Source organism: Pseudorhizobium halotolerans, from assembly GCF_902153235.2.
Taxonomy (GTDB): domain Bacteria; phylum Pseudomonadota; class Alphaproteobacteria; order Rhizobiales; family Rhizobiaceae; genus Neorhizobium; species Neorhizobium flavum.
Genome location: NZ_CABFWE030000004.1, coordinates 1 through 21,422, shown reverse-complemented (window position 1 = coordinate 21,422; position 21,422 = coordinate 1). Strand labels below are relative to the sequence as shown.

Sequence of the window (21,422 nt, the reverse complement as noted above, 5' to 3'; positions counted from 1 at the left end):
TTATGAATGAGGCTCGAGGGTTCCGCGGCCCCGATCAGGATCGAAGACCGCGGGGTAGCAATCGGCGATCAGCCGGATCCGGAGGCTGATCGCGCAAAACCGACCACGATGCGGGCAATGGGCGCTTCACTGCCCCTCCGGCCATCCTCGGCCCTGCCCGCCTTTTCCACCTGCGGACCATCAGGCTTGCCCGGACGGTGGGACGTGGTGGCGGACGTGGTCCGCGGTGGCTTTTGCAGGCCAAGGGCTCCTAGCGCTTGGCTTTCTATCAATGCCCTCGCTCTCTCGCCGAATGTCGAGCGCAGGCGTTCCATGGCTGCGGCCGCGCCGGGAAGATCGAGCAGTTCGTCCACTTCGGTGAGTTTCCAGATACCCTGGTCATGATTGCTCTTGCGACTTGCTCCGTCGATCACCGCGATGTCGACATCCGTGATGCTGAGGCGCTTGTGTCGTTTATAGAGAAAGTCAGGCAGTATCAGGCCTGTCGCCATCATGCGGCTCGTAAGATCGGCAAGCGTGGAATCGCTGTAAGCCGCCAGCGACCGCTTCAGGTCGATGACCAGCGCCTTGCGTGTCTTCCTGTTCAAGATGATCAGGTCGGGCTTGTACGTGCGCTCCGTCCCAATGTCGCAATCGAAGCAGACACCCTCGAGGACGTCCCATGAATTGGTCGAGATCGCCTGCACGGCTGCCTCCACCAGTGGCAGCTTCAGGGGCTTGCCCAGCACCTGAAGATCGGGATGCAGGGCCGCAACCACGGCCAGCCCCCTCTCCAGCAACCTGCCCTCATGGAAGCTGACGGAGCGAAGCAGTGACGCCAGCGGAGCATATCGCCCCAGGATCTGGTCCGGAATGTACGGACCCTTTTCGATTGCCGTCATTGCATCATTGATCAAGCAGTCAAACGACACATGCTCACCGCTCAGATCGGGAACCGTGGGATGAGACTTGGGACTGCGGGAGCGCGAAGACGATTCGACAGGCATCGCCTGGTCCGGCGGACGGGTGGTGTCTGCAGCTGCAGCAACAAGCGACGCCTTCGACGGTCGCCCGCGTTTGCGCCTTGTCGGCGCCGAGGTTAGCTCGACGATGGTTGCGGTGCGCTGGTCGTGTCTGGATGTCATGGGATAGCCTTTATGGAAACTGGTTGACCATTCCCTGCGTTCATTGCCGCGGACGCACGCTGCTCCACCCGCCTGTCGACGGGATCAGGCGGCGGTGTGACGAACATACGGAGCCCATGCAGCGCCCAGGCAGCCATCGCGGATGCCAAGACGATATGAGGCGCTCAGGAGGGCGTGTCAGTCAGCAAATAAAACCAGGGATTTGGGGATCAGGCGGATGCCTGGGGGAGAGCAAGCGGCAGCACGCATGCCGCCGATGCACTCAGCTGTTCACAGCCAGAGCGCCGAACTTTCCATAAAGCGGGGGAGAGAGTAGATGTACTCATAGCCCAATTCCTTCTTACCAAGGTTGCGGGTTAGGCCCTCGTTCGGTGCGTCAACACTGGGCGGGGGCCGCTTAAGTCTTCACGAACAGGAAGACAGTTCTTCTCTCTCATATTTGATGTTCCCAAGCAAGGGGCCCATGCCCAAAAAAGGAACACTCCCGGAACATATCCTCTATCACGCGCCCTTCCCGCACTGCTCTTATCACTGGTTGCCCTAACATCCTCAAGAGATCCAGTCGCTCCATCTCAGTACTGTGAAAGACACTGTAGCTCCCATGAATGCTAGGTCACCCAAGAAGTACTATTGATGGAATCTGCATAGGTGGCTAGATACTAATCTCACGTTCTCCTCTTGGAGTGCCCCCATCTCACCGGACATGTCGGCTCCATTTTGAGCGTGGAATGGCATGGATTTCTTTCCTACGGTCAACAAAACTCTGACTAGCCCCTAGATTTGTAGACGCCTTCTTCCCTAGAACTGAGGCAAGGAGGCCTTCATGGGCAAAGGCAATTTCAAGGAAGAGTTCAAGCGTGATGCGGTGCGTCAGATCACCGAGCGCGGCTACCCCGTAGCGGAGGTTTCGCAGCGGCTCGGGGTCAGCCAGCATTCGCTCTATGAGTGGAAGAAGAAATTTGGCGCATCTAACGGGAAGGGCGGCGACGAAGCCGATGAGATCAGGCGACTGAAGAAGGAACTGATCGCGTCACCGAGGAGCGCGACATCCAAAAAAAAGCGGCCGCGTACTTCGCCAGGGGTGCAAAGTGAAGTACGCATTCATTGCTCTGCATCGCCTGAGCTTCTCGTGCGGACGATGTGTCGGCTTCTCCATGTACACCCGGGCGGCTTCTACGCTTGGCTGAAGAACCCGTTGAGCAAACGGGCCACCGAGGACAAGCAACAGACCGATCTCCTGCTTCAGCCCGAACCGCGTCGCGCGTCTGATAAGGCTTGCCGGGATCAAGGCGCAGATTGGCTACAAGCGCCGTCCCGGCATCTATGGCGGCAGGCCTTCCGTCGTCATCGATCTTTATTCGCGTCGGGTGATCGGCTGGTCAATGCAGAGCCGTCAAACCCCGGACGTCGTGCTGCAGGCCTTGCTCATGGCGGTTTGGCGACGCAAGCCAAAAAAGATCAGGTTCTGGTCCATTCGGATCAGAGCTCGCAGTTCACCAGCATGGACTGGGCCTCCTTTCTTAAACCACAATCTGGTTCACTCGATGAGCCGCCGGGACAATTGCCATGACAACGCAGTGGCTGAGAGCTTCTTCAATCTTCTGAAGAGGGAGCGGATACGTCGCAGGACCTACCGTTCACGCGACGAAGCTCGTCAGGACGTGTTCGACTACATCGAAATGTTCTACAAGCCGAAACGCAAGCACGTCAGAAACGGAATGCTGTCGCCCATTGAGTTCGAGCGCTTGCAGAAAACATAGACCCGAGGGGGTCTACGAAACTCGGGGCTACTCAGTCGAGACTTTGGGCCGCGAGCAGCTTCTTCAGCTTTGCGTTCTCGTCTTCCAGAGCCTTCAGACGCTTGGCGTCGGACACGTCCATCCCGCCATACTTCGCCTTCCAAATATACCGCATCGCCTCGCTGAGGCCGTGCTTACGGCCCAGATCGCCCGCCTTCGCGCCGCCTCGTGCTCACGCAGAACCCCGATGATCTGCTTTTCCGTAAACCGCTTCCGCTTCATCTGTCCGTCCTTCAAATCGAGGCCGGACTCCAACTCCAGGTGGAGGAAAAAAATCAGTGGCAGGTCAGGCTACATCAAACTAGCCGATATGTCCGGTGAACGATCGTGCTGTGGCATCCCAAAACAAAACGGCTCAGTCACTATTCATGCAGGCCTGTCCGATCGGAACCTAATGTACTTCCCTCGATGAGGGGAAACTCGCTGGCCCGCGTTAGGACGAATGACATCAGTGCGAATAACACCATTCTTATCGGGATCGCTGGTAATGGTAGCAACTGATCCGTCAATAGTGATACCGCGTTTTTTCCATAGGTGAACTCTATCGTCACCGGGTAACGTATTCGGGCAACGTTTGCCAACAGCCCAAAGGCTATGGTCGTCATCTTCGCGTTCCAAGAGAACTGGTTCATCGCCATCGAAGAGAGCAACGCATCCGGGGCTTATTGGCTTCGTGCGAAAGCCTGCGTTCTTCACAGTGGTGCATGCTGCGAGCGATATTACTAGGAGTGATACTCCCAAAGACCTAGAGATCATGAGCCTAACCTTTCGGACTAGGTTGTGAACTGAGAGGCAAGCAAGCCATCGGTAGCCGAAGAAATCAACCCCTATTCTAATTAGAGGAGCTGCCTAGGGTCGAAACCCATTGATCATGTTGATTTGCTGCGGCAAATCAGATTCAGGATTCCCAATCAATGGATTGGAGGCTTGAATGGGTCGCTTGTTTTGGCTGTCGGACGAGCAATGGGCGGTCATTGAGCCCCTGTTGCCGAGGAACAAGGGTGGGGCTCGCCGGGTCGATGATCGTCGAGTGATCTCCGGCATCATCCACGTTCTCAAGGTCGGCTGCCGGTGGTGCGATTGCCCGGACGACTATGGCCCTTCGACCACGGTCTACAACCGCTTCAATCGTTGGTCTCGCAAACGGTTCTGGACTGAATTGGTCGAGGCGCTCGCGACGTCTGGCGCGGTCACCAAAAGCACCTCCATCGACAGCACCTACGTCAAGGCGCACCGCTCGGCCCATGGCGGCAAAGGGGGGCGAAAAATCAGGCTATCGGACCTTCGCGCGGCGGGCAAACCACCAAAATCCACGTCCTCACCGACGTGATCGGTCGCCCTTTCGCATTCATGCTGACCGGTGGCAATGCGGCAGACAGCCCGGTCGCGCCACACCTGCTGGCTGGTCTGAAGGGTGCGCGATATCTCCTTGCGGACAAGGGATATGACGCCAACAGTCTGCGAAAGCGACTGCGCCAGTCCGCAATCGTCCCCGTGATACCTGGCCGTTCAAATCGCACAAGGCCGATCCGATACGACGCCGAACGCTATAAGAGCCGCCACCTCATCGAGAACGCCTTCTGCCGACTGAAAGACTTCCGACGCGTCGCAACGCGTTACGACAAGCTTGCCAGAAACTTCCTCTCCGCAGTCGCCTTGGCCACCCTCGTCGCGTTCTGGCTATGATTGAGTCTAAACCCTAAGCCTTTGCGCTAAGCTCGTGTGCAGTTGCGTCCGCTTCATGGATCCTTTAGGATGCGGGGGATCTTTTAGACTGTGAGAGACTTGGCTGCCTTCTCGACAACTAGAGTTACCCTCGGATTAACACAAGGCCAGATGTACCCAACAGGATGCGTCATGTCCTGCCGGTGACGTGAGAGTCCCTGGGATATCGCCTAGCGGCGCAAAGGTAGTGGTTGGTTTGGTGGCGATGCCACCTGGTCCTGCCGCTTGAACAATAAGTGTCAGTTCGTTGACATGGAGTAGGAAATCCGGTGACAGGAACTGAGGCTTGTCCTCTCGTATTTCCCGAGCCATTTCGGCGATTCCAATAAATTTATCTTGTGCATAGATTTCCCTGCGTCGAACCCATTCTAGAAGCCGTTGTTTGAACGTGGCTGACTGAGCCTGGTCCTTCAAAACCGCATGCGACTTCCAGTTGTGTACCAATGGGAGCCGCTTGCCGCCGACGCCAAACAAGCGACCCAACATGGGGTGAGCACGTAAGGTCTGAAACTTCCGCGCATTGAGGCTCATTTTGGTATATTGTTCTAGGTATACCGGAGACCGGTAGTGACGGTAGCTGTCGCCGGCCAGTTCACCCTTGTCGCCGATCACGCGCAGTCGGTGGTCGCGCGGAGCGACAAAGCTGCACGTTATTCGCGCGCTTTCACCATTCCGGAAATGGAGACAGGCGACCGAGTAATCTGGGGTACCCAGGTATGGTGGCAACGTCGAAACCTTGCTCTCTACCAGTTCGCTTGAATAAGCCGTTACGGCTACAGCAGGGCCAAGCAGGCCACAGATCCACACCAAATGATAGCCGAGGTGTTCGTAGGTGCAACCTTCGCGCAGCTCCTCTTCAAGTGGCCACGGGGCGCCCGTGGGGCTGATGACCCTGTCGAAGTCAAGCAAATGGATCGGATTATCATCAAGTTCGGCATAAATAAGCCTCGGTTTACCTATTGCACCACTTCCTACCGCCTCGTAAATCGTGCGTATCATGTCGCTGTAGATGTTGCACGGTGCCGCATAGAGACGAACACAATGCTCACGCGCTATGTCGAACAGTTGAGCGGAATCGTTAAGGCTCTTTGTAAGCGGCTTTTCCGAATAGACATGTTTACCCGCTTCCAAGGCCTGTTTTGTGACCGCGAAGTGAGCTTGGATCGAGGTTAGGTTAATGACGGCGTCCACCTCGCTATCGGCAAGCATTGCCTCATAGCTACCATAGATGCGGAGCTTGTAGAAATTGCCAACCCGCCGGCTCCTTTCGGAATTGATGTCAAACACGCCGATGATGGTAAGCTCCGGATGGGCGCGTAGAGTACGCATGTATATGTCGAAAACATATCCGCAGCCGACGACGGCAATCTTCATGGGGCTGGCCTCAAATCAACTGGAAGAAGATGGGAGCGTAGGCGTTGAAGCTTTCTTAAATGCCTGAGATCGCTTCGGTCAAATGGTGTGGCTTGGTCGTTCCCACAAGAGCCAGCGCGACCCCCGGCGTCGCAACGGCTTCGACCATTCGCGTGCTGACGCGCGCGCCATCGAGTAACTGTTTGTTGACCGCTTTGGGTCCACCTAGAACCTCACGTGCCACAATGGCTACTCCTCGCGCTGACGCGGCGGCGAGCACTTGATCATAGTCTGACCGGCCGGGGTGTAGCGGGATCTGCAGTGCTTCTATCCGCTTATCGCTCAACGCGGCTAGGGCTGTATCGACGTCATCTACCGCGACGCCTATGACGCGGACCTTGCCCGCAAGCTGGAGATCAGCCAGTGCACCGAGGGCCTCGCCCTTCCGGATCGTATCGGTCCCAGGGCTATGTAGCATGACGACGTCGATCACATCTCGCTGCAGACGTTGTAGACTGGCTTCCACCGACCGACGTAGATGCGCCGGTTCCCAGGTGCTTGGCAGGCCCTTCGAGCGGGTCTGGCGGACCCCTTCGCGCAAGAATTTGTTACCGCCGACGGCGCTTTTGATGAGAGACTTCAAAGGCAGTAGCAGGCGTGTGGTCATCGGCAAGTACTTTCCCACCTTGGTGCAGATGAGAATGTCGCTGCGTCCCTTTACCGCTTGCCCAACGAGACGCTCGCTCCCTCCCTGCGCATAGACATTTGAAGTGTCGAAAAAGGTTATGCCAGCGTCAAGTGCCGTCCTGAGGACATTTTCGGCCTCCTCGGCAGACGCCCCAAGAACGGAACCCAGGCGGCTACAGCCTAAGCCAATAGGTGAAACGATAAGCCCGGTCCGGCCGAATTCACGATTCGATTTCATGGGAATGCTCTCCCCGGTGGCTGTGTAACTGACGTTCCGTGAGAAATACTCCCAGCCGCTAACCGTCCCCCGCCGCTATAACAGCTGTAGCCAGCGGCCTGATTTCGACGCAGCTTAGGTTGTGACACATTAGCTTACCGGGCCTTTTCCGAACACCATACCTCATTTAGGCCTAGCCCGCGCAGCAAGGGACTATAACTTCTTTCTTCCCACATACCACAAGATCATTGGACCGGAATAGTTAGGCGGCACAGGGCGATCGAAAAAACCATCATAGAAATCTACCTCGAATTTAGGAGCCAATCTGACGTTTAATTGGTCAAAGTGAACGAACAGAAGTTTATTAAGAATGCCCTCATCTAATGTTTGCGGCTCCGTCACAGTTTCCTCCTCATAAAGGTTGAAGGATCCAATTAAATATCCGCCCGGCTTCAATATACGTGCAATCTCGCCACAGGTAGTATCAAGGTATTTAACATGGTCTAGAGCATTCATTGTGAATAAGACATCAACGACCTCTGACTGCATTGGAATAAAATCTTCGTGGCATTTAATATATGTCATATTATTGTTGGCAATAACCTCAGGAAAAGTATCGTAATACCTATCGGAAAGAACGTCGATGCCGACACAGTGTGACCGACTGCTTAGCCAAGTAAGCGTTCCGCGCGGGCCACATCCGAAATCACACACAACTTTTCCAGATAAGTCGTCAATGGTGAGAGGTTTTGCCATCTGCAGCATGATAGTTTCGTACTTACCATTTGTTAGCACCCCCCCCTCCCGAAGGTACTGCATTCTCCAAAAGTTTAATTCTCCAGAGTATTTTTCGGGACGAAAAAGAGTATTATATACGGCTTTTGTGGCGCCAAAAACAGTTGGACTTGCGTTATTTTTGAGGAACGCTGCGGCCCGAGACACGAAAGTCATGTAGTTTAGCTCCAGAAGAAATTTCGTACTCTACTAACCTTTTCACGCGTTGAGCGCAAGCGCTAGGGCGCGGGTAATCCCCCCGGTAATTAACGGGCTTCAAAAGTAGAATTTTCTCGGGCTTTATGATCGGGGAGACTTTGATGAAGACGAGCAGATTCAGCGAACCCCAAATCCTTGCCATCCTGCGCCACGTAGAAGGCGGCGTTCCTGTGCCAGAGTTGTGCCGAGAGCACGGGATGAGCACTGCTAGCTTTTACATCTATGGACTGTTCCTCCGTTGCAAGCTTGACGTTGAAGCGGTCTGACTCTGGTCGATTGCAAACATCTATACGGCGTCATCGTTTCCGAAGCGCCCAAATGGGACATCCGCACACATACGCCTCAACAAATGGGAGACCTTGTCGGCCATTATAGAAGAAAGGTTCCGTATGTGCCGGTCCGACCGTTCATTCCATTTCAACCTTCAGCCTGCACTTCGCATGCCTGTTCTCAAGGAGAGGCTCGGTACTCGCCGCCGTTGTAAAGCAAGGCCCAGATTACCCTTGCGTTCTTGTTGGCGACGGCAACCGCTGCACGGTTGTAACCACGCCTTTCCCTAAGCTCGTTGACCTATCGGCTAGCAGGGTCCGATTTCCGTTGTGCCGTTCGCACCACTGACCTCCCGCCATGGACCAGGAGTGTTTGCAGATGCTGAGTGCCTCGCTTGCTGATGCCAAGCAGTACACGCCGATCCCCGCTGGAATGTTGTCGCGGCACAAGGCCCATCCATGCCGCCAGGTGCCTGCCATTCTTGAAGTCGGGCCTATCCCCAAAAGCGGTAACGACTGCCGTTGCAGTCTTGGGCCGACGCCACGTATCTTCGCTATACGCTGGCAAACGTCGCTCTCGCGGAAGACGGCATCGATCTGCTTGTCGAAGTATCTGATCTTTTGGTTGAGCTGCAGAAGGAAGGCATAGAGGGTGCCGATGATATCGCGTGTCAGCTCGGTGATACCGATCATTGGATTATTGATGATCTCCGGTATCGTTCGCTGGGCGATCGATGCCGACTTCGCGATCGCCACACCGCGCTCGAGGAGCAGGCCCGTATCTGCGAGATTAGGGCGACACGATGATTGACCAACCTCTGCCTGGCGCGGTGGAGGCCCTGGATGTCCTGCTGGATGATCGATTTCTTCGGCACGAAGCGCATATGCGGCTGTTGAACGGCAATGTAGATTGCCTGGGCATCGTTGCCGTCATTCTTCTGGCCTTTCACGAAGGGCTTCACATACTGAGGAGCGATGATCTTCACCGTGTGACCTTGGGTCTCAAAATGCCGCTGCCAGTGAAAGGCACCCGTGCAAGATTCGATCCCGATTAGGCATGGTGGAATAGCCTCGGTCACCTGTAGCAGCTGATCGCGCATCACTCGTCGTCTCAGGACAACCTGACCATCGGCGTCTACGCCGGGAAGCTGGAACACATTCTTGGCGATATCGATTCCCAGAACCGCAACGTTGCCATGACAACCTCCCTTGTTGGCGCGACCAGTGTGACTGCGGGTTGGGGGAACAGTCCATCCCATTAAGTGGCGTTCGAAGTATGGCGGCATGGACGCTTCGATGATCAGCCAGATGAAGGCTCTGGAGGATGAGAACCGGCGGCTGAAGAAGATGTATGCCGAGATGAGCATACAGGCAGAACTGCTGAAGGAGGCTCTCGGAAAAAATACACGGCCGTTTCAACGCCGAGAGATGGCTGGGAAAGCAGTGGCATCGCGCGGGGTGAGCATCGCACTTGCCTGCCGTACCTTCGAGGCCAGCGAGACTTGTTATCGTTACAGCGCTAAGCTGAACGACGAGAACGAGCATTAAAGTCAGCATTGATGCTGGCTCGAATGCCAGAACATCGCCCGATTTGCCCGATCAGCAAAAACAGTTCACCTGACGCTCACTATCCACAATATTCCGGGCTACGATAGGCATGGCAAATATAGCAGCTTATAAAGCAGCTATTCCTGCCTCTCTGCAAGGCGATTAAAACGTTTCCATCCCATTAACATAAGAAATTGAGTAATGCAGCACGACTGAGTTACGCACTATAGAAGTGCAAATCAACATTGCGGTCCGATTTTATCAACTTCTTCTTCCTTCATAGCCTGTGAATACTCCTTAAAAGGCAAAGATGAAAGAAGCTGTGTCACATGCCGGTCCCAGGAAAGATTGTTGAGGCACCAATCACGTCCGTTGGAGGACAACCGCTCCAACAGATAAGTGTCCATCAGAAGCGAGCGCAGTGCGTCGGCAATATTTGAAGTATCATTCCCATCGACGACCAGACCACGCTCCCCATGAGCGACGAAATCTCTCGGCCCCCCATCCTTGCCGACCACGGCCGCTGCACCGAATGAAATCGAATCCGCGATAGCGAGCCCAAACCCTTCCAGGTCGCGCCCAGTCACAGATGCGGTCTGAGGGTGCAGAAAGACGTCCGTCTCTCGATATAGATCCGGGATGTCCTCTTCCTTGACATAACCGATCATGGTCACAAGGTTGCCTAGCTCAAGTTCCTCGATCAGCAGCTCGATCTTCGCCTTCAAGGGGCCGGTCCCGCCAATCGTGTAGTGGAAATTGTCGATGCCTTCGGCCTTTAATCGGGCAAGCGCGTAAAGACACCCTTCTATGTTCTTTCGCGCTGCAAGCCGAGCGAAAGAGGTGATACGGATCCGGCTAGGGTCCGCCGGCGTCCTTACAAAAGTGGCCGCCTCGTCAAGGTAGGACAGACCGTTGAAATTTACCTGCCAGACGCCCTTGGGCCGGGCTCCGAAGAGGGCGCTCTGTGCCGCTTCCATACTCACATGAGACACAGTGACAACGAGATCTGCGGCTACCAGCGCCCAGATCATCGGTCTCCTTAGGAAGGAGGGATAGTTCAAAACCTCTTGCCCGTGGACGGTTAAAACGAAAGGTATCCTCTTCCGAACGGGTAGAATTGTCAGTGCCGCCCGCCAAGTTGTCGCGTGGAGAAAATCGAAATCCTGCGTTAGGCGCAGCGATGCGGAGGCCATCAGCATCTTGAGGAACACGATCGGCTGCGGCCCCATCCCCACGTTGAGTACGCGAATGCGACCTTCTGGATAGTCGCGCTCATGCCAGCCGACACGGCCCCCGAAAGCCGTTAGAACCACCGGTGTCAGGCCGGCACGTTTGTAGGCACGTGCGATGAACTCACTATAGCTTTCCACTCCTCCAACGACCGGAGGAAAAGCTTTTGCAGCGACGAGGACTTTGATCGACATGGCGCACTCTTTGTTTCATCTGCTCGCGGGACAGGACAGAAACGTAAACGATTTTCACTAGAGGACATCCCTTGCGTGACTTGAACCCAAGGTTAGTTGACGCAAGTTGCTTCAGCACGACGCGAAAAATGCTCCACAATTGGCACGGGCCGATTGATAATATATGTACCGGATAATGCAAAGTTTTTGTAAGCCGTGTCGAGGCCCTTGCCTCAGGGACGGGTCTCGCTACGAACCGCAGTCCCGCCTGACAGGCTTAAGGAATGGTCAGGGCAAAGTGAGGTGATGGCGAACAATGAAAGCGAAGAACCAGGACACGCCAAGCCGATGGCGACAACCTTAGTTTCTGCGCATCAGCATGCTGGACAGCCAGTCCAATCCCGGAGCGCGCTTGAGCCGACGTTCTGAGCATGTTCTGCGCCATCGCGCCGAGATAGCAAGCGCCGGATGTATCGATTGCCCATCTTCGAGATCCCGCCCACCCTGTGGTTGCTTCCGGTGGAGTGCTGTATGGGCGTGAGCCCGAGCTAGGTAGCATAATCCCTTGCTCAGTCGAAGTTGTCGACATCCGGCGTAGTCGCCACGATGATCTTCGCCGACAGGACACCCACACCTGGGATCATCGCCAGACGCTGACTTGTCTCGCTTTGCTCCTAGAGCAAATCCTGTTCAATCCGGGTCATAACAGCGGCCACGCACCGTAGTATGAACGGTGCGGTCATTTCGGTAAGGCAGTGCTCCGGTGAAGGTACGGACAAGCGCTCGACCATTTTATCGAGCGTTACGTCCTTATTCTTTTTCTATTAGTGCGACGAGCAATGCCTCCTGTGCGTCAAGCGCCGACGGTCGCCTTCAGCCTTGCGGCCGGGGTGGGCTCACCTTCCTTGGCTCGTGCGATCCAGCGGATCGCCGTCGAAATCTCAACTCCGAACCGGGCGGCCGCCTATCGAGCGGAAATGCCCGCCGCAGACGCTTTCAACAAACCCATCCGAAGATCATCGCTCAATGCCTGAGCATCATCCACCTCTCTGCTGTGGATGCTGAATCAGCTTCCGCTCGGCCAGTCACCTCACAATCGATTCATCGATCACAGGACCCGCTCTAGTTTTCCTTGATCTCGTCAGTTAGGCGCTCGATCTCATTATCAATGACAGTTGGTCGAAGAGCAGGCTCACAGGCATCGAGGCGGCGTACGGTGGCGCGGATGTCGGCGAAACGCATCTGTGTCGCGTGATCCAGCCAGTGCGTTCGGTATGATCCCCCGCGGGTGCAAAGGTATTCCTCACTAGCCGCTCGCAACCACCTTGCCGCCGAACTACACAGCCTGAACGCCCTCGGCTCGCGGCTCATTTCTAGCTGCGGTAGAATGGTAATATCAGCACGCGTTCAACTCGGTTCAGGTAGAAAATCTGGAAGGAATACATCAACCAGAAAGCCGCGGCTTGCGCAGAGGCAATACCTAGCAGTCCGAGCGGCGACAGCAGAACAGCAAGCACCGCTTCGGTGGCGGCCGTCGCGACCAGACCGAAGACGACGATCTTTCCATGACTTGTCAACTTAAGCACTTCGTCGACGGGGCCACCGATGGTTTCTCCCAGCGACCCGAAAAGAAGCACCATCAACACCGGCCAGACAGCCTCATAATCTGAACCGAATAGAAGCGCAATGGCCCACTGTCCCGAGAACCAGGTGCCAACGATCGCGGCGACGGTTGAGGCAGAAGCGAACAGCGCAATCTTCCGGCCAGTGTTTTCGATCGCCCGCCAATCATTGGCGGCCGCAGCTGCGACAATGGCGGGGCGAACCGAGAACCTTAGAGCGGCCACTACCGCAGCCACCGCGACCACCAGACGTCCAGCGGTCCCGATCACCGCAGCTTCGGCCTCACCGAGACAGAGTGTTGCGACCCAGACGGGTATCCAGAAGAGGGCACTCTGAAGAAATCGGGAGACGGCGATGAACCATCCAGCCTGCAGAACGGAACGCAGCTCAGCGCTGCCGCTGGTGTGTGGCAGTCGCCGTGTATGCCGCCACAGTGCACCCAGCGCAAACACAAGGGAAAGGCTCGCGGCAACGACATTTAGCGCCAGTAGAACGCTGAGTTGCGGATCGGCTTTAAGGATTAGGTAGGGTATTGACGTAAAGAAACTGAAGATATTGGTCGAAGTGTAGAAAAAGAAAGCTGCAAGTCCGGCACGACGAAGAGAAACAAGGCATTGCGTCACAACAAAGAGGAAACCAAATGAAAGGCACCAAATAGTAGTCAGAAGAGCGTATTGTGGATCGATTCCAAGTACAATTCCTAAATAAAAACCGGTCGCAAGCAGAGCAGCCCCACTGATAAAACTGTAAGAAATGGTGCGCCATAGCGTTGTTTTGATCGAAAATCGTGAACCGTTTGACAGCTGCAGACCTACAGTCTTGATCAAGCCATCCGGCAGCCCCAAACCTGGTAAGCAGTAGAGCGTGGTTGCGAGGCCGAAGGCAACAAAATACTTGCCGGCTTCATCTTGGGGCAGTGCATCCGTCACAAGGAGCACGAGCAGGAACTGGATGGCAAGAGCGCCATAACGTGCGGATATTGCGGCAACATATTGCATGAGCTGAATCGTAACTTTCTTAGATTCACGGACGCGTCGGCCACTCGCTCTGCGGAGACGATCAAAGCGGCGGGATCAGAAGCAGTGGATACACTCCTGCTAATGGCTTGCTCCTAAAGGTCTCAGTCCATCACCGCGACTTTGCAGGGTTCCAAACCGCAAAAGTCTGCCCCTGCAGGGCACGGAAAACGCCAAGGACGGTGGCGTAGAGCGCGATGACTATCTCCATCACCGAGGCAAGCGGTCCTTTCTGAGCCCGCAGCCCGATGAAGACGAGTGCGAGCGTGGCAACCAGACCGATCATTAATAGCAACGGCGAGATGAGGGCCGCGGCAATTGCTGCGGCGATGGCACCAACTGTGAGAAAGATCCCGCCCAACCAGCGCACCATCTTGCGGGAGCGATACTTGAACTTGTCGAGGCCGGTCATCCGCGCCAGTTGCGGCGCGAGAAAGAGATGGGTGTGAAAGGCGCGGGCGGCAATGCGGGCCTTGCGGGAGAACTCCTCGCCGCGTCTAGTGACAAGGCTTTCATAGCCGATCACGTCCTCCGCCTTAATGAGCCGGTAGCCCGAAAAAACCGCAGCCATGGACACTGTCAGATCATCAAGTACCGTGTCGGGGAAGCTCGGATATAGCTTACGACGGAGAGAAAATATTGATCCGTCCGCGCCCATCACGTTACCGGTGCGGGACTCTTCCTTCTTCAGATATTCTTCTAGCCGCCAGTAAAGTGAGCCTACTGCCGCCGTGGCCGAACTGTCTTCGCCCAGGTAGAGCAGCGAGCCACAAACCCCCCCCACCTTCGGATCAGCATAATAGGCCATCAAGTGATCGATCGCGTCCTCCTTGATCGTCACATTGGCGTCGGTAAAGATCATAATCTCACCTTGTGCCCGCGCTGCCAAAAGCTTCATTCCGTGCGCCTTCCCATTACGTCCGTCGCCTCGGATCACCGTCAAAAGCTCCGGATGTGCGGCCAGTTGCAGGTAAGTTGAGTCGTCTGATCCGTCATCGAAAACAAGCACCTCCAAGTCCGGATGTCTGTCCTTGAGCGAGGCGATATTGGCGATCTTATCTGGCATGGCCTTGGCTTCATTATACGCGCAGAAGACAAGGGTAGTAGAAAGTTTGTAACCCTGTTGTGCTGCAACGGCCTGTGTCTTCAGTAAGCGGAGAAGAAGAGGGTAGATTCCGTAGGGATAGATGACGAGGATCACGCAAACCAGTGTGATCGTGATTGTGATTTCTAAAACGAGTGACATAAAGCAGTCCTCTTGAGAAAAAGCTATGCAGGATATCAAGTGTCATTCAGCGAGCGTAGCAATCGAGACTGAATTACCTTGACTTCATCCGCTAACACGGCCGCAGCCGAAGGTACAAATCAAGGTTGCGCCGAGACTTGCAATGCAAATGATACCAATGACCGATCCGATGCGGGGCATTGCCGGTTTAGGTTTCGTTGGGAGAGTTGAATTTCTAAGGAGAAAGCTGAAGATCGGTCCCGCATCATGTGCATATCCGACAAGGCGATTCAAATTGACCCCAGGTCGGACACCCGTTTGCGTTCTCCAGGTAGCGGCGTTCCTAGCCTCGCCCCTGTCCTGGACAATGAACGCAGTAGCTCCGACTTCAGCCTGAATGGTCGCCACGGCCCGTAAGGACGATGGCTGCCGTTCTAAAGATGATCTCTGCATCCAGTTGCGCCGACATCGTCCGAATATAACGTACATCCAGTGCCACGCGCTCTTGATAGCTAAGCGAATTGCGCCCGCTGACCTGCCACAACCCTGTCAGCCCCGGACGGGTCGCAAGATAGAGCCGAATACTCCGACCGTAGCGCCTGATCTCGGAATGCACGATTGGCCGCGGCCCCACAATGCTCATATCCCCCCGCACGATGTTGAATAGCTGAGGTAGTTCATCCAGACTACTCTTTCGCAGGAAGGTGCCAAGCAACGTTATCCGTGGGTCGTTCGAGAGCTTTTGTAGCGTGGACCACTCTTGGCGGCTCTTCGGGCAAGACTCCAGAAGTTCTGTCAGGCGAGCATCGGCATCCCGAACCATGGAGCGGAATTTCCAGCATTTGAAGGTATGTCCCCTATGGCCAATTCTGGCCTGTCCATACAATACAGGCCGACCATCCAGAATTAATATGCCAAGGCATATTATAGCAAACAAAGGCAACAGAAATCCGATTGCTGTCAGAGCAAGCACCACATCTAAAACGCGCTTAATGGACCGATAAGCTTTACGGCTGTATCGACGCACCCACAGGTTTCGGGCAGTACTAAGGCGTGCTCCCACTGACCTCTCGTCGCTACCACTACCAATATCGTCTTCTGTGAGCGTATTAAGCTGGAGTGTCATACTTCAGACCTGGGCGGGGGTGTTAAATAAGTTAATTCTCGATTAACACAGTGCGGCCAAAGAGTCCACAAATGTCCTTGACATGGTAAATGCGTCTTTCTCGCACAATTTCTAGCAAGCTAGTGTATTGATTCATCTTTCTCCGAATGTACTTAGGAAAAAGGGGTTAACCGGCTGTCTTAACCAGAGCGCATCAGGTGTGGACCAATAATCGTGCCATCCAGTCGCCCAAACAATTGGCGTAAGCAGAAAGGCTCAAGTATAGGCTTAGGCATATGCTTATGTCTAACGAGTACCGACCCATTGAATTGCAGTCGGATGACGTCCGCCGCAGGCGGTGAACAACGAGCAGAAGCTGACAATCACTGAGCAGAGTCCGAACCATGCGAGACGGTATCTTGGACCGCTCGCCGCCCTGGCCGTACGTCAAATCTGCTCTGCCGGTACACAGGTTCTTAAGCAAGGGAGGTGCTGCAGCCGTCTGACGAGCCGGTTCTCGGCAACTCGGAAGTGAAGAAGCTGGAGGATCGCCCTCTTGGGCATCGAGGCGTGAGCCTCCGCGTCGGCCCAGTTTCGAAGGTGTCAACCGTCCAGCCCGCGCACTCGCGATCCAGCGATGGCCGTTGAAATACCAATCCCCAATCGGTCCGCTGCAGAGCGCGCCGACATCCCGTCCCATGAAGCAGCCAGAACGCGACTACGCAGATCATCGCTGAAAGCTCGGGTCATATCGCCTCCGACCAAATCAACAGTCGGAGTGATGGGATCAGAATTCGTCAGCCAGGTCCGCCACCTGTGGTAAGTTTGCAGGCGTAACTCGCTAAGTTATCTTGAACGCGTGGGATTAGACGTGCGATACATAAGGACCATGTCGGCGCATCTGTGGATGCAAAGATCATCTTGAGAACGATTTGGATCGTACTCACGGGCCGTGCCGACCATTCAGGCTGAAGTCAGGGCAACTGCGATGATCGTCCAGGATATAAAGCAGAACAAGATAGCTATGATCCGAAGTGCCCAACTGGGAGTTTCCCACACACAGTCGATTTTATTCTCCATCTTCAACACGCGCATGTCATGGTCCTGCCTGCGATCTCTCAATAGAAGCTGGAATCTCCTAACAAAAACTAAATTCGGGCGTCTTAGGCTACAAATTGCATGATAGGCAGAACACGAGGATAGCCAAGTCGAGCAAAGAGAGACTAGGGCAAGCTTATCAGCAGGAAATCCCACGAGATCGACATGGTAAAAATCATCCCCGTGATCATGGCGGGTGGCAAGGGGACGCGCCTGTGGCCACTGTCGCGCGCAAGTGCTCCCAAGCAGTTCATCCAGTTCGTGGGTGACCGGACGCTCTATCAGGCGACTTTGGCGCGCCTGGCAGACGCCACACTCTGCGAGCCGCCGATTGTCGTCACCAACGAGGATTTCCGCTTCCTCGTTGCGGAGCAGGCCCGCGAAGCCGGCGTCGAACTGGCGGGCACGCTGCTGGAGCCGGTCGCCCGCAACACGGCCGCCGCAATCGCCGCCGCTGCCGCCCTGATCCTTGATCGCCATGGTCCTGATGCCGTCATGCAGGTGCTCGCATCGGACCACGAGATCCTTGCCGATCAGCTCTATTTCGATGCCATCCGGTCTGCACGGGACGCCGCGGTCGCCGGCAGGCTCGTGACCTTCGGCATCACTCCGAGCGAGCCCGCCACCGGCTATGGCTATATCGAAGCCGGCGAATCACTTGGAGGCGGCGCCCATGCCGTCAGGCGCTTCGTCGAAAAGCCGCCGCTTGAGGAAGCGGAGCGCATGCTGGCGGATAGGGGTTTCTACTGGAACTCAGGCATCTTCATGTTCACGGCCGGCAAGTTGATGGAGGAAATGGAGGCTCACGCACCGGAGGTGGCCGAAGCGGCTCGCGAAGCCGTCGCGAACGCGGTCACGGACCTCGATTTCATCCGTCTCGATGCTGCAGCCTTCGCCAGGAGCCCGGACATCTCGATCGACTACGCCGTCATGGAGAAGACCTCGAACGCCGCCGTCGTTCCTTCGTCCTTCACATGGTCCGATCTCGGCAGCTGGGATGCGGTATGGAAGCTCGGCACGCGGGACGAGGCCGGCAACATGGTTTCCGGCAACGCGACGCTGATGGATACGAAAAACTCCCTCGTCATGTCGCGGACCAGCCACCTTGCGGTGCAGGGACTGGAGAATGTCGTCGTCATCGCCAGCGAGGATGCGGTCTATGTCGGGCGGCTGGAGGAGAGCCAGAATGTCGGCCGCATGGTCAGGAAGCTCGCCGCCGACAAGGCGACGTCGCCATTCACCGAAACCCACCCGACCTCCTACCGGCCCTGGGGCGGCTATACCTCCATTCTCAACGGCGACCGCTTCCAGGTGAAGCGCCTGTTCGTCTCGCCGGGCAAGAAGCTGTCTCTGCAGAAGCATCACCACCGTTCCGAGCACTGGATCTGTGTAAAGGGCACGGCGGAGGTCACGATTGGCGACGAGGTGAAGACAGTGCGGGAGAACGAAAGCGTCTACATCCCGCAGGGAGAGGTCCATCGCCTCGCCAACCCGGGCAAGATCCTGCTCGAGATGATCGAGGTGCAGACCGGTTCCTATCTCGGCGAGGACGACATCATCCGCATCGTCGATGAGTTTGGTCGCGGCTGAGGCCATTAGACCCATTAGAAAACGTGGTACATTGGCTATCGCGTACCCGATGGTGAGCCGTCTTGGCGATCCCGGTTACGAAATGAGGAACTGGCGCGGCTGAGTTCCTAGGGCATGAGTTTCTGGCACGCTAACATGAGGTTCGCGTGTGCATGGGTTTATGACCTCGTCCACAGTTGCTATCCTCGCTAGTGATCCGATTGCGAAGGCGGCGCGGGTCGGCCAAACTCCGCGACTAACTCGTCCAGCTTCGGGAAAGCCGCCTGGCTCAACCTTGTGTCGGGAGAGAATATTGTCACCGCGCAAAATGGCGATTGGTCGCGATGCAGGTTTCCCTCTTGATGTGGGGCGGCATTATTTGATTAACTGGACTGCTGATCTAGAGGCTGTGCAGCTAACCCGAACCTCCCTTGGACAAATCATAAGCTTGGAAAACACATTTCCAGGCAAATGCATCTATGGCATCAGGAAGGGTCGAGACATTGAACCAACGGGCTTCTTGGATTTCCCAATTGGGCGCTCTGTCACGAGCCTTGCGGAAGGCTGAACATAAGAACACGCCACAGTAGTTGTTACAGATGAGGCTAGTTCGGGAGACGTCTATATTTACGAGCTTCACATCAAGCAGCTCGTAACCGAGCTCCTCAAGAGCTTCCCTGCGTGCGCCGGCCTCAAACGTTTCTGGCGGATCAAGGAAGCCACCCGGCAAGTGCCAGCCATGCCGATAGCGCGAGCGGACGAGCAGCACATTATCATTGTCAAAAATCACGACCACCGCTGCCAAGGTTGCGCGGTGCAAAATCCAGTGCCCTAGATGTAACACTGAATGCAAAAGCCGGGAGAATATCGTCATCATGCAAGTGGTGTAACCTAAATAGAGGCAATCCACTACCCCGCACTGAGTAGCCTTGAGTTTCGTAGAGATTATAACGAGTTCGGGCCACACAGCGCGATCGGCAACAAGGTGCCGATATCGCTCATGAACGGCTCATCTGCACCCCCGCCGAACTAAGCCATGACCCCGGAAAATTCCAGCTCCCGCTAGCCCAAAATTGGGGTGCACTTCAAAAAGCCGCCGGAGCGAACTCACAACTGGATATAACTTGGGCCATCTTCCTTGAAATTGCCTTTGCCCATGAAGGCCTTCTTGCCTCAGTTTTAGGGAAGAAGGCGTCTACAATTCTAGGGGCTATTCAGAGGGTAGACCTTCCCTGCCGCAGTTTTTCTTGCCCATTTCACCAAGATGGTGACAAAAATCAGAGCCATTAAAAAGCCGAAAACTCGGGCGCCGTATGCAAAGAACCAATAATTAAGTGAGAAGAACACGGCGCAGTATTGGGCAGCTAGTGCCACAACCCATGACCCTGCTCTTGTAAGAGCCTTGTAATAGGTAAACTCCGCGCTCCATCCCCAAAGGTAGCAGGCTATCACAGTTCCTACGAGGCCAAAGTCCAGTATTAAGACGCGAAAGATGGTCATGGCATTGGACACCTGTCCGTTACCGATGTCGTAGGCGCCAATCCTTTCGTCAAACCCCTCCCCGCTAACTAGACCCAACGGCCCAAGAATGCCCCTAAGCAAACTAGATCCGATAGTTAAGTCGATGTCCGTAAAGCTGCTTTCATACCATACCGATAATGCCGGGATGTAGCCTGCAAACCACGGGCGAATATGGTTCAAGGTTCTACCCACCCTCTCAAAGTTCGCATCCTCCAGTCTAGCGCTCTGAGCGATTACTACCCAAGCTATGAAGGACGACGCAGCTATCAAACCAAGAGCAATAACCCTCGGGGACGTAAGCAATCGTGTGTTGCCGGCTACCACACAACTAGCCATAAAGGAGAACCATCCGACTAGCAGTGGCACCAGCAGCATAGATCTCACATTGGAAACTGCGCTGAACAGTAACGACACCGTCACAAGTAGCAGCAGATTTCTTTTTCGATATGGCACTCGCTGCGGCGAGATGAAGCTAATAGGGACAAAAAATGATGCGATGACCAATAACATAGTAACTAGCTTGAATGAAACGGGGAACGCGCTCTCATATAAAGTAGCCTGATTTTGTTTCATTATAGAGAACAACCTGTCACCACTTCCCACGAAGTCTAAGAGCGACAGCGACGAGAACGAGCGCAGACCGTGATCTAGAAGCGGAAAGCAGGTGACTAGCGATAGAAGAACCAAAAAATTGGCCCACCTCCCGCTCACTGAGATGAGTAGAACAGAGGCCCTATTTAGATCCGGGGATTGTCGCGTTGACGCCCTGATACCGAAGGAGAAACCGCCAAGAACAAACATGAAGACAGAGGCAACGACGAGGAGCATGATCTCGTCGTTGAATATGTAATCCCACCCAAGCATCGCATTGGCTGTAAAGGCAATAAGCCACGTGAATAACCACAGTCTCATTGGCGAAAACTTATGTGCTCCTCTGAAGAATATCATAAGCAGGACGAACAAAGATGCTGCCGTAAGAGAGTTCATTTAGACCTCATTTTCTCATCCGCCTTCTAACCTAGAGCATGACTAGTTGAAGATAGTCAATTTTAAACCTTCTAGGCCTTGGCCCAAAGTCTCGACTGAGTAGCCCCGAGTTTCGTAGACCCCCTCGGGTCTATGTTTTCTGCAAGCGCTCGAACTCAAT

12 protein-coding genes and 8 pseudogenes are annotated in these 21,422 nt (G+C 55.0%); 5 read left to right on the top strand and 15 right to left on the bottom strand.

Going from position 1 to position 21,422, the window contains the following annotated elements; genetic code table 11:
* Positions 1-68: 68 nt before the first annotated feature.
* Positions 69-1,124: a hypothetical protein gene (locus FN060_RS03375; RefSeq protein WP_142586869.1), complete on the bottom strand. Its 1,056-nt coding sequence runs from the start codon at positions 1,122-1,124 to the stop codon at positions 69-71.
* Positions 1,125-1,947: 823 nt separating this feature from the next.
* On the opposite strand from FN060_RS03375, the pseudogene FN060_RS03370 reads away from it, so the two are divergent.
* A pseudogene (locus FN060_RS03370) lies at positions 1,948-2,875 on the top strand (IS3 family transposase); the annotation flags it as partial.
* A 43-nt stretch (positions 2,876-2,918) separates the two neighbouring features.
* Here FN060_RS03370 and FN060_RS03365 read toward each other — a convergent pair.
* Positions 2,919-3,145: pseudogene (locus FN060_RS03365) on the bottom strand (transposase); the annotation flags it as partial.
* A gap of 709 nt (positions 3,146-3,854) precedes the next feature.
* Here FN060_RS03365 and FN060_RS03360 point away from each other — a divergent pair.
* Positions 3,855-4,609 (top strand): IS5 family transposase gene (locus FN060_RS03360; protein ID WP_425312134.1). Its coding sequence is split into 2 segments (ribosomal slippage): positions 3,855-4,187 and positions 4,190-4,609, totalling 753 coding nucleotides; the frame shifts between segments, so codons are not numbered across the junction.
* A gap of 135 nt (positions 4,610-4,744) precedes the next feature.
* On the opposite strand, the gene FN060_RS03355 is transcribed toward FN060_RS03360, so the two are convergent.
* The 3 genes from FN060_RS03355 to FN060_RS03345 form a co-directional block, all read right to left on the bottom strand.
* Positions 4,745-6,022: a Gfo/Idh/MocA family protein gene (locus tag FN060_RS03355; RefSeq protein ID WP_142586867.1), complete on the bottom strand. Its 1,278-nt coding sequence runs from the start codon at positions 6,020-6,022 to the stop codon at positions 4,745-4,747.
* A gap of 55 nt (positions 6,023-6,077) precedes the next feature.
* A complete protein-coding gene (locus FN060_RS03350) occupies positions 6,078-6,926 on the bottom strand; it encodes an aldo/keto reductase (RefSeq protein WP_142586866.1) in 849 nt (282 codons plus the stop codon).
* 192 nt (positions 6,927-7,118) lie between these two features.
* Positions 7,119-7,856, bottom strand: coding sequence for a class I SAM-dependent methyltransferase (locus FN060_RS03345; protein WP_142586865.1), 738 nt, complete (start codon positions 7,854-7,856; stop codon positions 7,119-7,121).
* 143 nt (positions 7,857-7,999) lie between these two features.
* Between FN060_RS03345 and FN060_RS03340 the strand changes: the two are divergent.
* Positions 8,000-8,116 (top strand): annotated as a pseudogene (locus tag FN060_RS03340) (transposase); the annotation flags it as partial.
* A 232-nt stretch (positions 8,117-8,348) separates the two neighbouring features.
* Here FN060_RS03340 and FN060_RS03335 read toward each other — a convergent pair.
* A pseudogene (locus FN060_RS03335) lies at positions 8,349-9,348 on the bottom strand (IS110 family RNA-guided transposase).
* Between the two features lie 79 nt (positions 9,349-9,427).
* Between FN060_RS03335 and FN060_RS03330 the strand changes: the two are divergent.
* A pseudogene (locus FN060_RS03330) lies at positions 9,428-9,709 on the top strand (transposase); the annotation flags it as partial.
* A gap of 245 nt (positions 9,710-9,954) precedes the next feature.
* Here the strand turns inward: FN060_RS03330 and FN060_RS03325 are convergent.
* The 7 genes and pseudogenes from FN060_RS03325 to FN060_RS03295 all read right to left on the bottom strand — a co-directional run.
* Positions 9,955-11,139, bottom strand: a complete 1,185-nt coding sequence (locus tag FN060_RS03325) for a glycosyltransferase family 4 protein (protein WP_142586864.1) — start codon at positions 11,137-11,139, stop codon at positions 9,955-9,957.
* 317 nt (positions 11,140-11,456) lie between these two features.
* Positions 11,457-11,789: pseudogene (locus FN060_RS23050) on the bottom strand (transposase); the annotation flags it as partial.
* A gap of 99 nt (positions 11,790-11,888) precedes the next feature.
* Positions 11,889-12,127, bottom strand: a pseudogene (locus FN060_RS03315) (IS630 family transposase); the annotation flags it as partial.
* Between the two features lie 364 nt (positions 12,128-12,491).
* The gene (locus FN060_RS03310) at positions 12,492-13,739 is read right to left on the bottom strand and encodes a lipopolysaccharide biosynthesis protein (protein ID WP_142586863.1); all 1,248 of its coding nucleotides are present in this window, start codon (positions 13,737-13,739) and stop codon (positions 12,492-12,494) included.
* A gap of 130 nt (positions 13,740-13,869) precedes the next feature.
* The gene (locus tag FN060_RS03305) at positions 13,870-15,003 is read right to left on the bottom strand and encodes a glycosyltransferase (RefSeq protein WP_142586862.1); all 1,134 of its coding nucleotides are present in this window, start codon (positions 15,001-15,003) and stop codon (positions 13,870-13,872) included.
* A 367-nt stretch (positions 15,004-15,370) separates the two neighbouring features.
* Positions 15,371-16,108, bottom strand: a complete 738-nt coding sequence (locus FN060_RS03300) for a sugar transferase (RefSeq protein WP_142586861.1) — start codon at positions 16,106-16,108, stop codon at positions 15,371-15,373.
* A 532-nt stretch (positions 16,109-16,640) separates the two neighbouring features.
* Positions 16,641-16,837, bottom strand: a pseudogene (locus FN060_RS03295) (IS630 family transposase); the annotation flags it as partial.
* A 513-nt stretch (positions 16,838-17,350) separates the two neighbouring features.
* On the opposite strand from FN060_RS03295, the gene FN060_RS03290 reads away from it, so the two are divergent.
* A complete protein-coding gene (locus FN060_RS03290) occupies positions 17,351-18,775 on the top strand; it encodes a mannose-1-phosphate guanylyltransferase/mannose-6-phosphate isomerase (protein ID WP_142586860.1) in 1,425 nt (474 codons plus the stop codon).
* 394 nt (positions 18,776-19,169) lie between these two features.
* On the opposite strand, the gene FN060_RS03285 is transcribed toward FN060_RS03290, so the two are convergent.
* Together FN060_RS03285 and FN060_RS03280 are read right to left on the bottom strand one after the other, a co-directional pair.
* Positions 19,170-19,631: an NUDIX domain-containing protein gene (locus FN060_RS03285; protein WP_142586859.1), complete on the bottom strand. Its 462-nt coding sequence runs from the start codon at positions 19,629-19,631 to the stop codon at positions 19,170-19,172.
* 326 nt (positions 19,632-19,957) lie between these two features.
* Positions 19,958-21,262 carry an oligosaccharide repeat unit polymerase gene (locus FN060_RS03280; RefSeq protein ID WP_142586858.1) on the bottom strand — a complete coding sequence of 435 codons (1,305 nt, stop codon included), beginning with the start codon at positions 21,260-21,262 and terminating at the stop codon, positions 19,958-19,960.
* Positions 21,263-21,422 lie beyond the last annotated feature (160 nt).

What these genes read in the sequence shown, in the direction of transcription:
- FN060_RS03375 (WP_142586869.1), bottom strand. Translation starts at nt 1,124, where the DNA reads ATGACATCCAGACACGACCAGCGCACCGCAACCATCGTCGAGCTAACC.
- FN060_RS03355 (WP_142586867.1), bottom strand. Translation starts at nt 6,022, where the DNA reads ATGAAGATTGCCGTCGTCGGCTGCGGATATGTTTTCGACATATACATG.
- FN060_RS03350 (WP_142586866.1), bottom strand. Translation starts at nt 6,926, where the DNA reads ATGAAATCGAATCGTGAATTCGGCCGGACCGGGCTTATCGTTTCACCT.
- FN060_RS03345 (WP_142586865.1), bottom strand. Translation starts at nt 7,856, where the DNA reads ATGACTTTCGTGTCTCGGGCCGCAGCGTTCCTCAAAAATAACGCAAGT.
- FN060_RS03325 (WP_142586864.1), bottom strand. Translation starts at nt 11,139, where the DNA reads ATGTCGATCAAAGTCCTCGTCGCTGCAAAAGCTTTTCCTCCGGTCGTT.
- FN060_RS03310 (WP_142586863.1), bottom strand. Translation starts at nt 13,739, where the DNA reads ATGCAATATGTTGCCGCAATATCCGCACGTTATGGCGCTCTTGCCATC.
- FN060_RS03305 (WP_142586862.1), bottom strand. Translation starts at nt 15,003, where the DNA reads ATGTCACTCGTTTTAGAAATCACAATCACGATCACACTGGTTTGCGTG.
- FN060_RS03300 (WP_142586861.1), bottom strand. Translation starts at nt 16,108, where the DNA reads ATGACACTCCAGCTTAATACGCTCACAGAAGACGATATTGGTAGTGGT.
- FN060_RS03290 (WP_142586860.1), top strand. Translation starts at nt 17,351, where the DNA reads ATGGTAAAAATCATCCCCGTGATCATGGCGGGTGGCAAGGGGACGCGC.
- FN060_RS03285 (WP_142586859.1), bottom strand. Translation starts at nt 19,631, where the DNA reads ATGATGACGATATTCTCCCGGCTTTTGCATTCAGTGTTACATCTAGGG.
- FN060_RS03280 (WP_142586858.1), bottom strand. Translation starts at nt 21,262, where the DNA reads ATGAACTCTCTTACGGCAGCATCTTTGTTCGTCCTGCTTATGATATTC.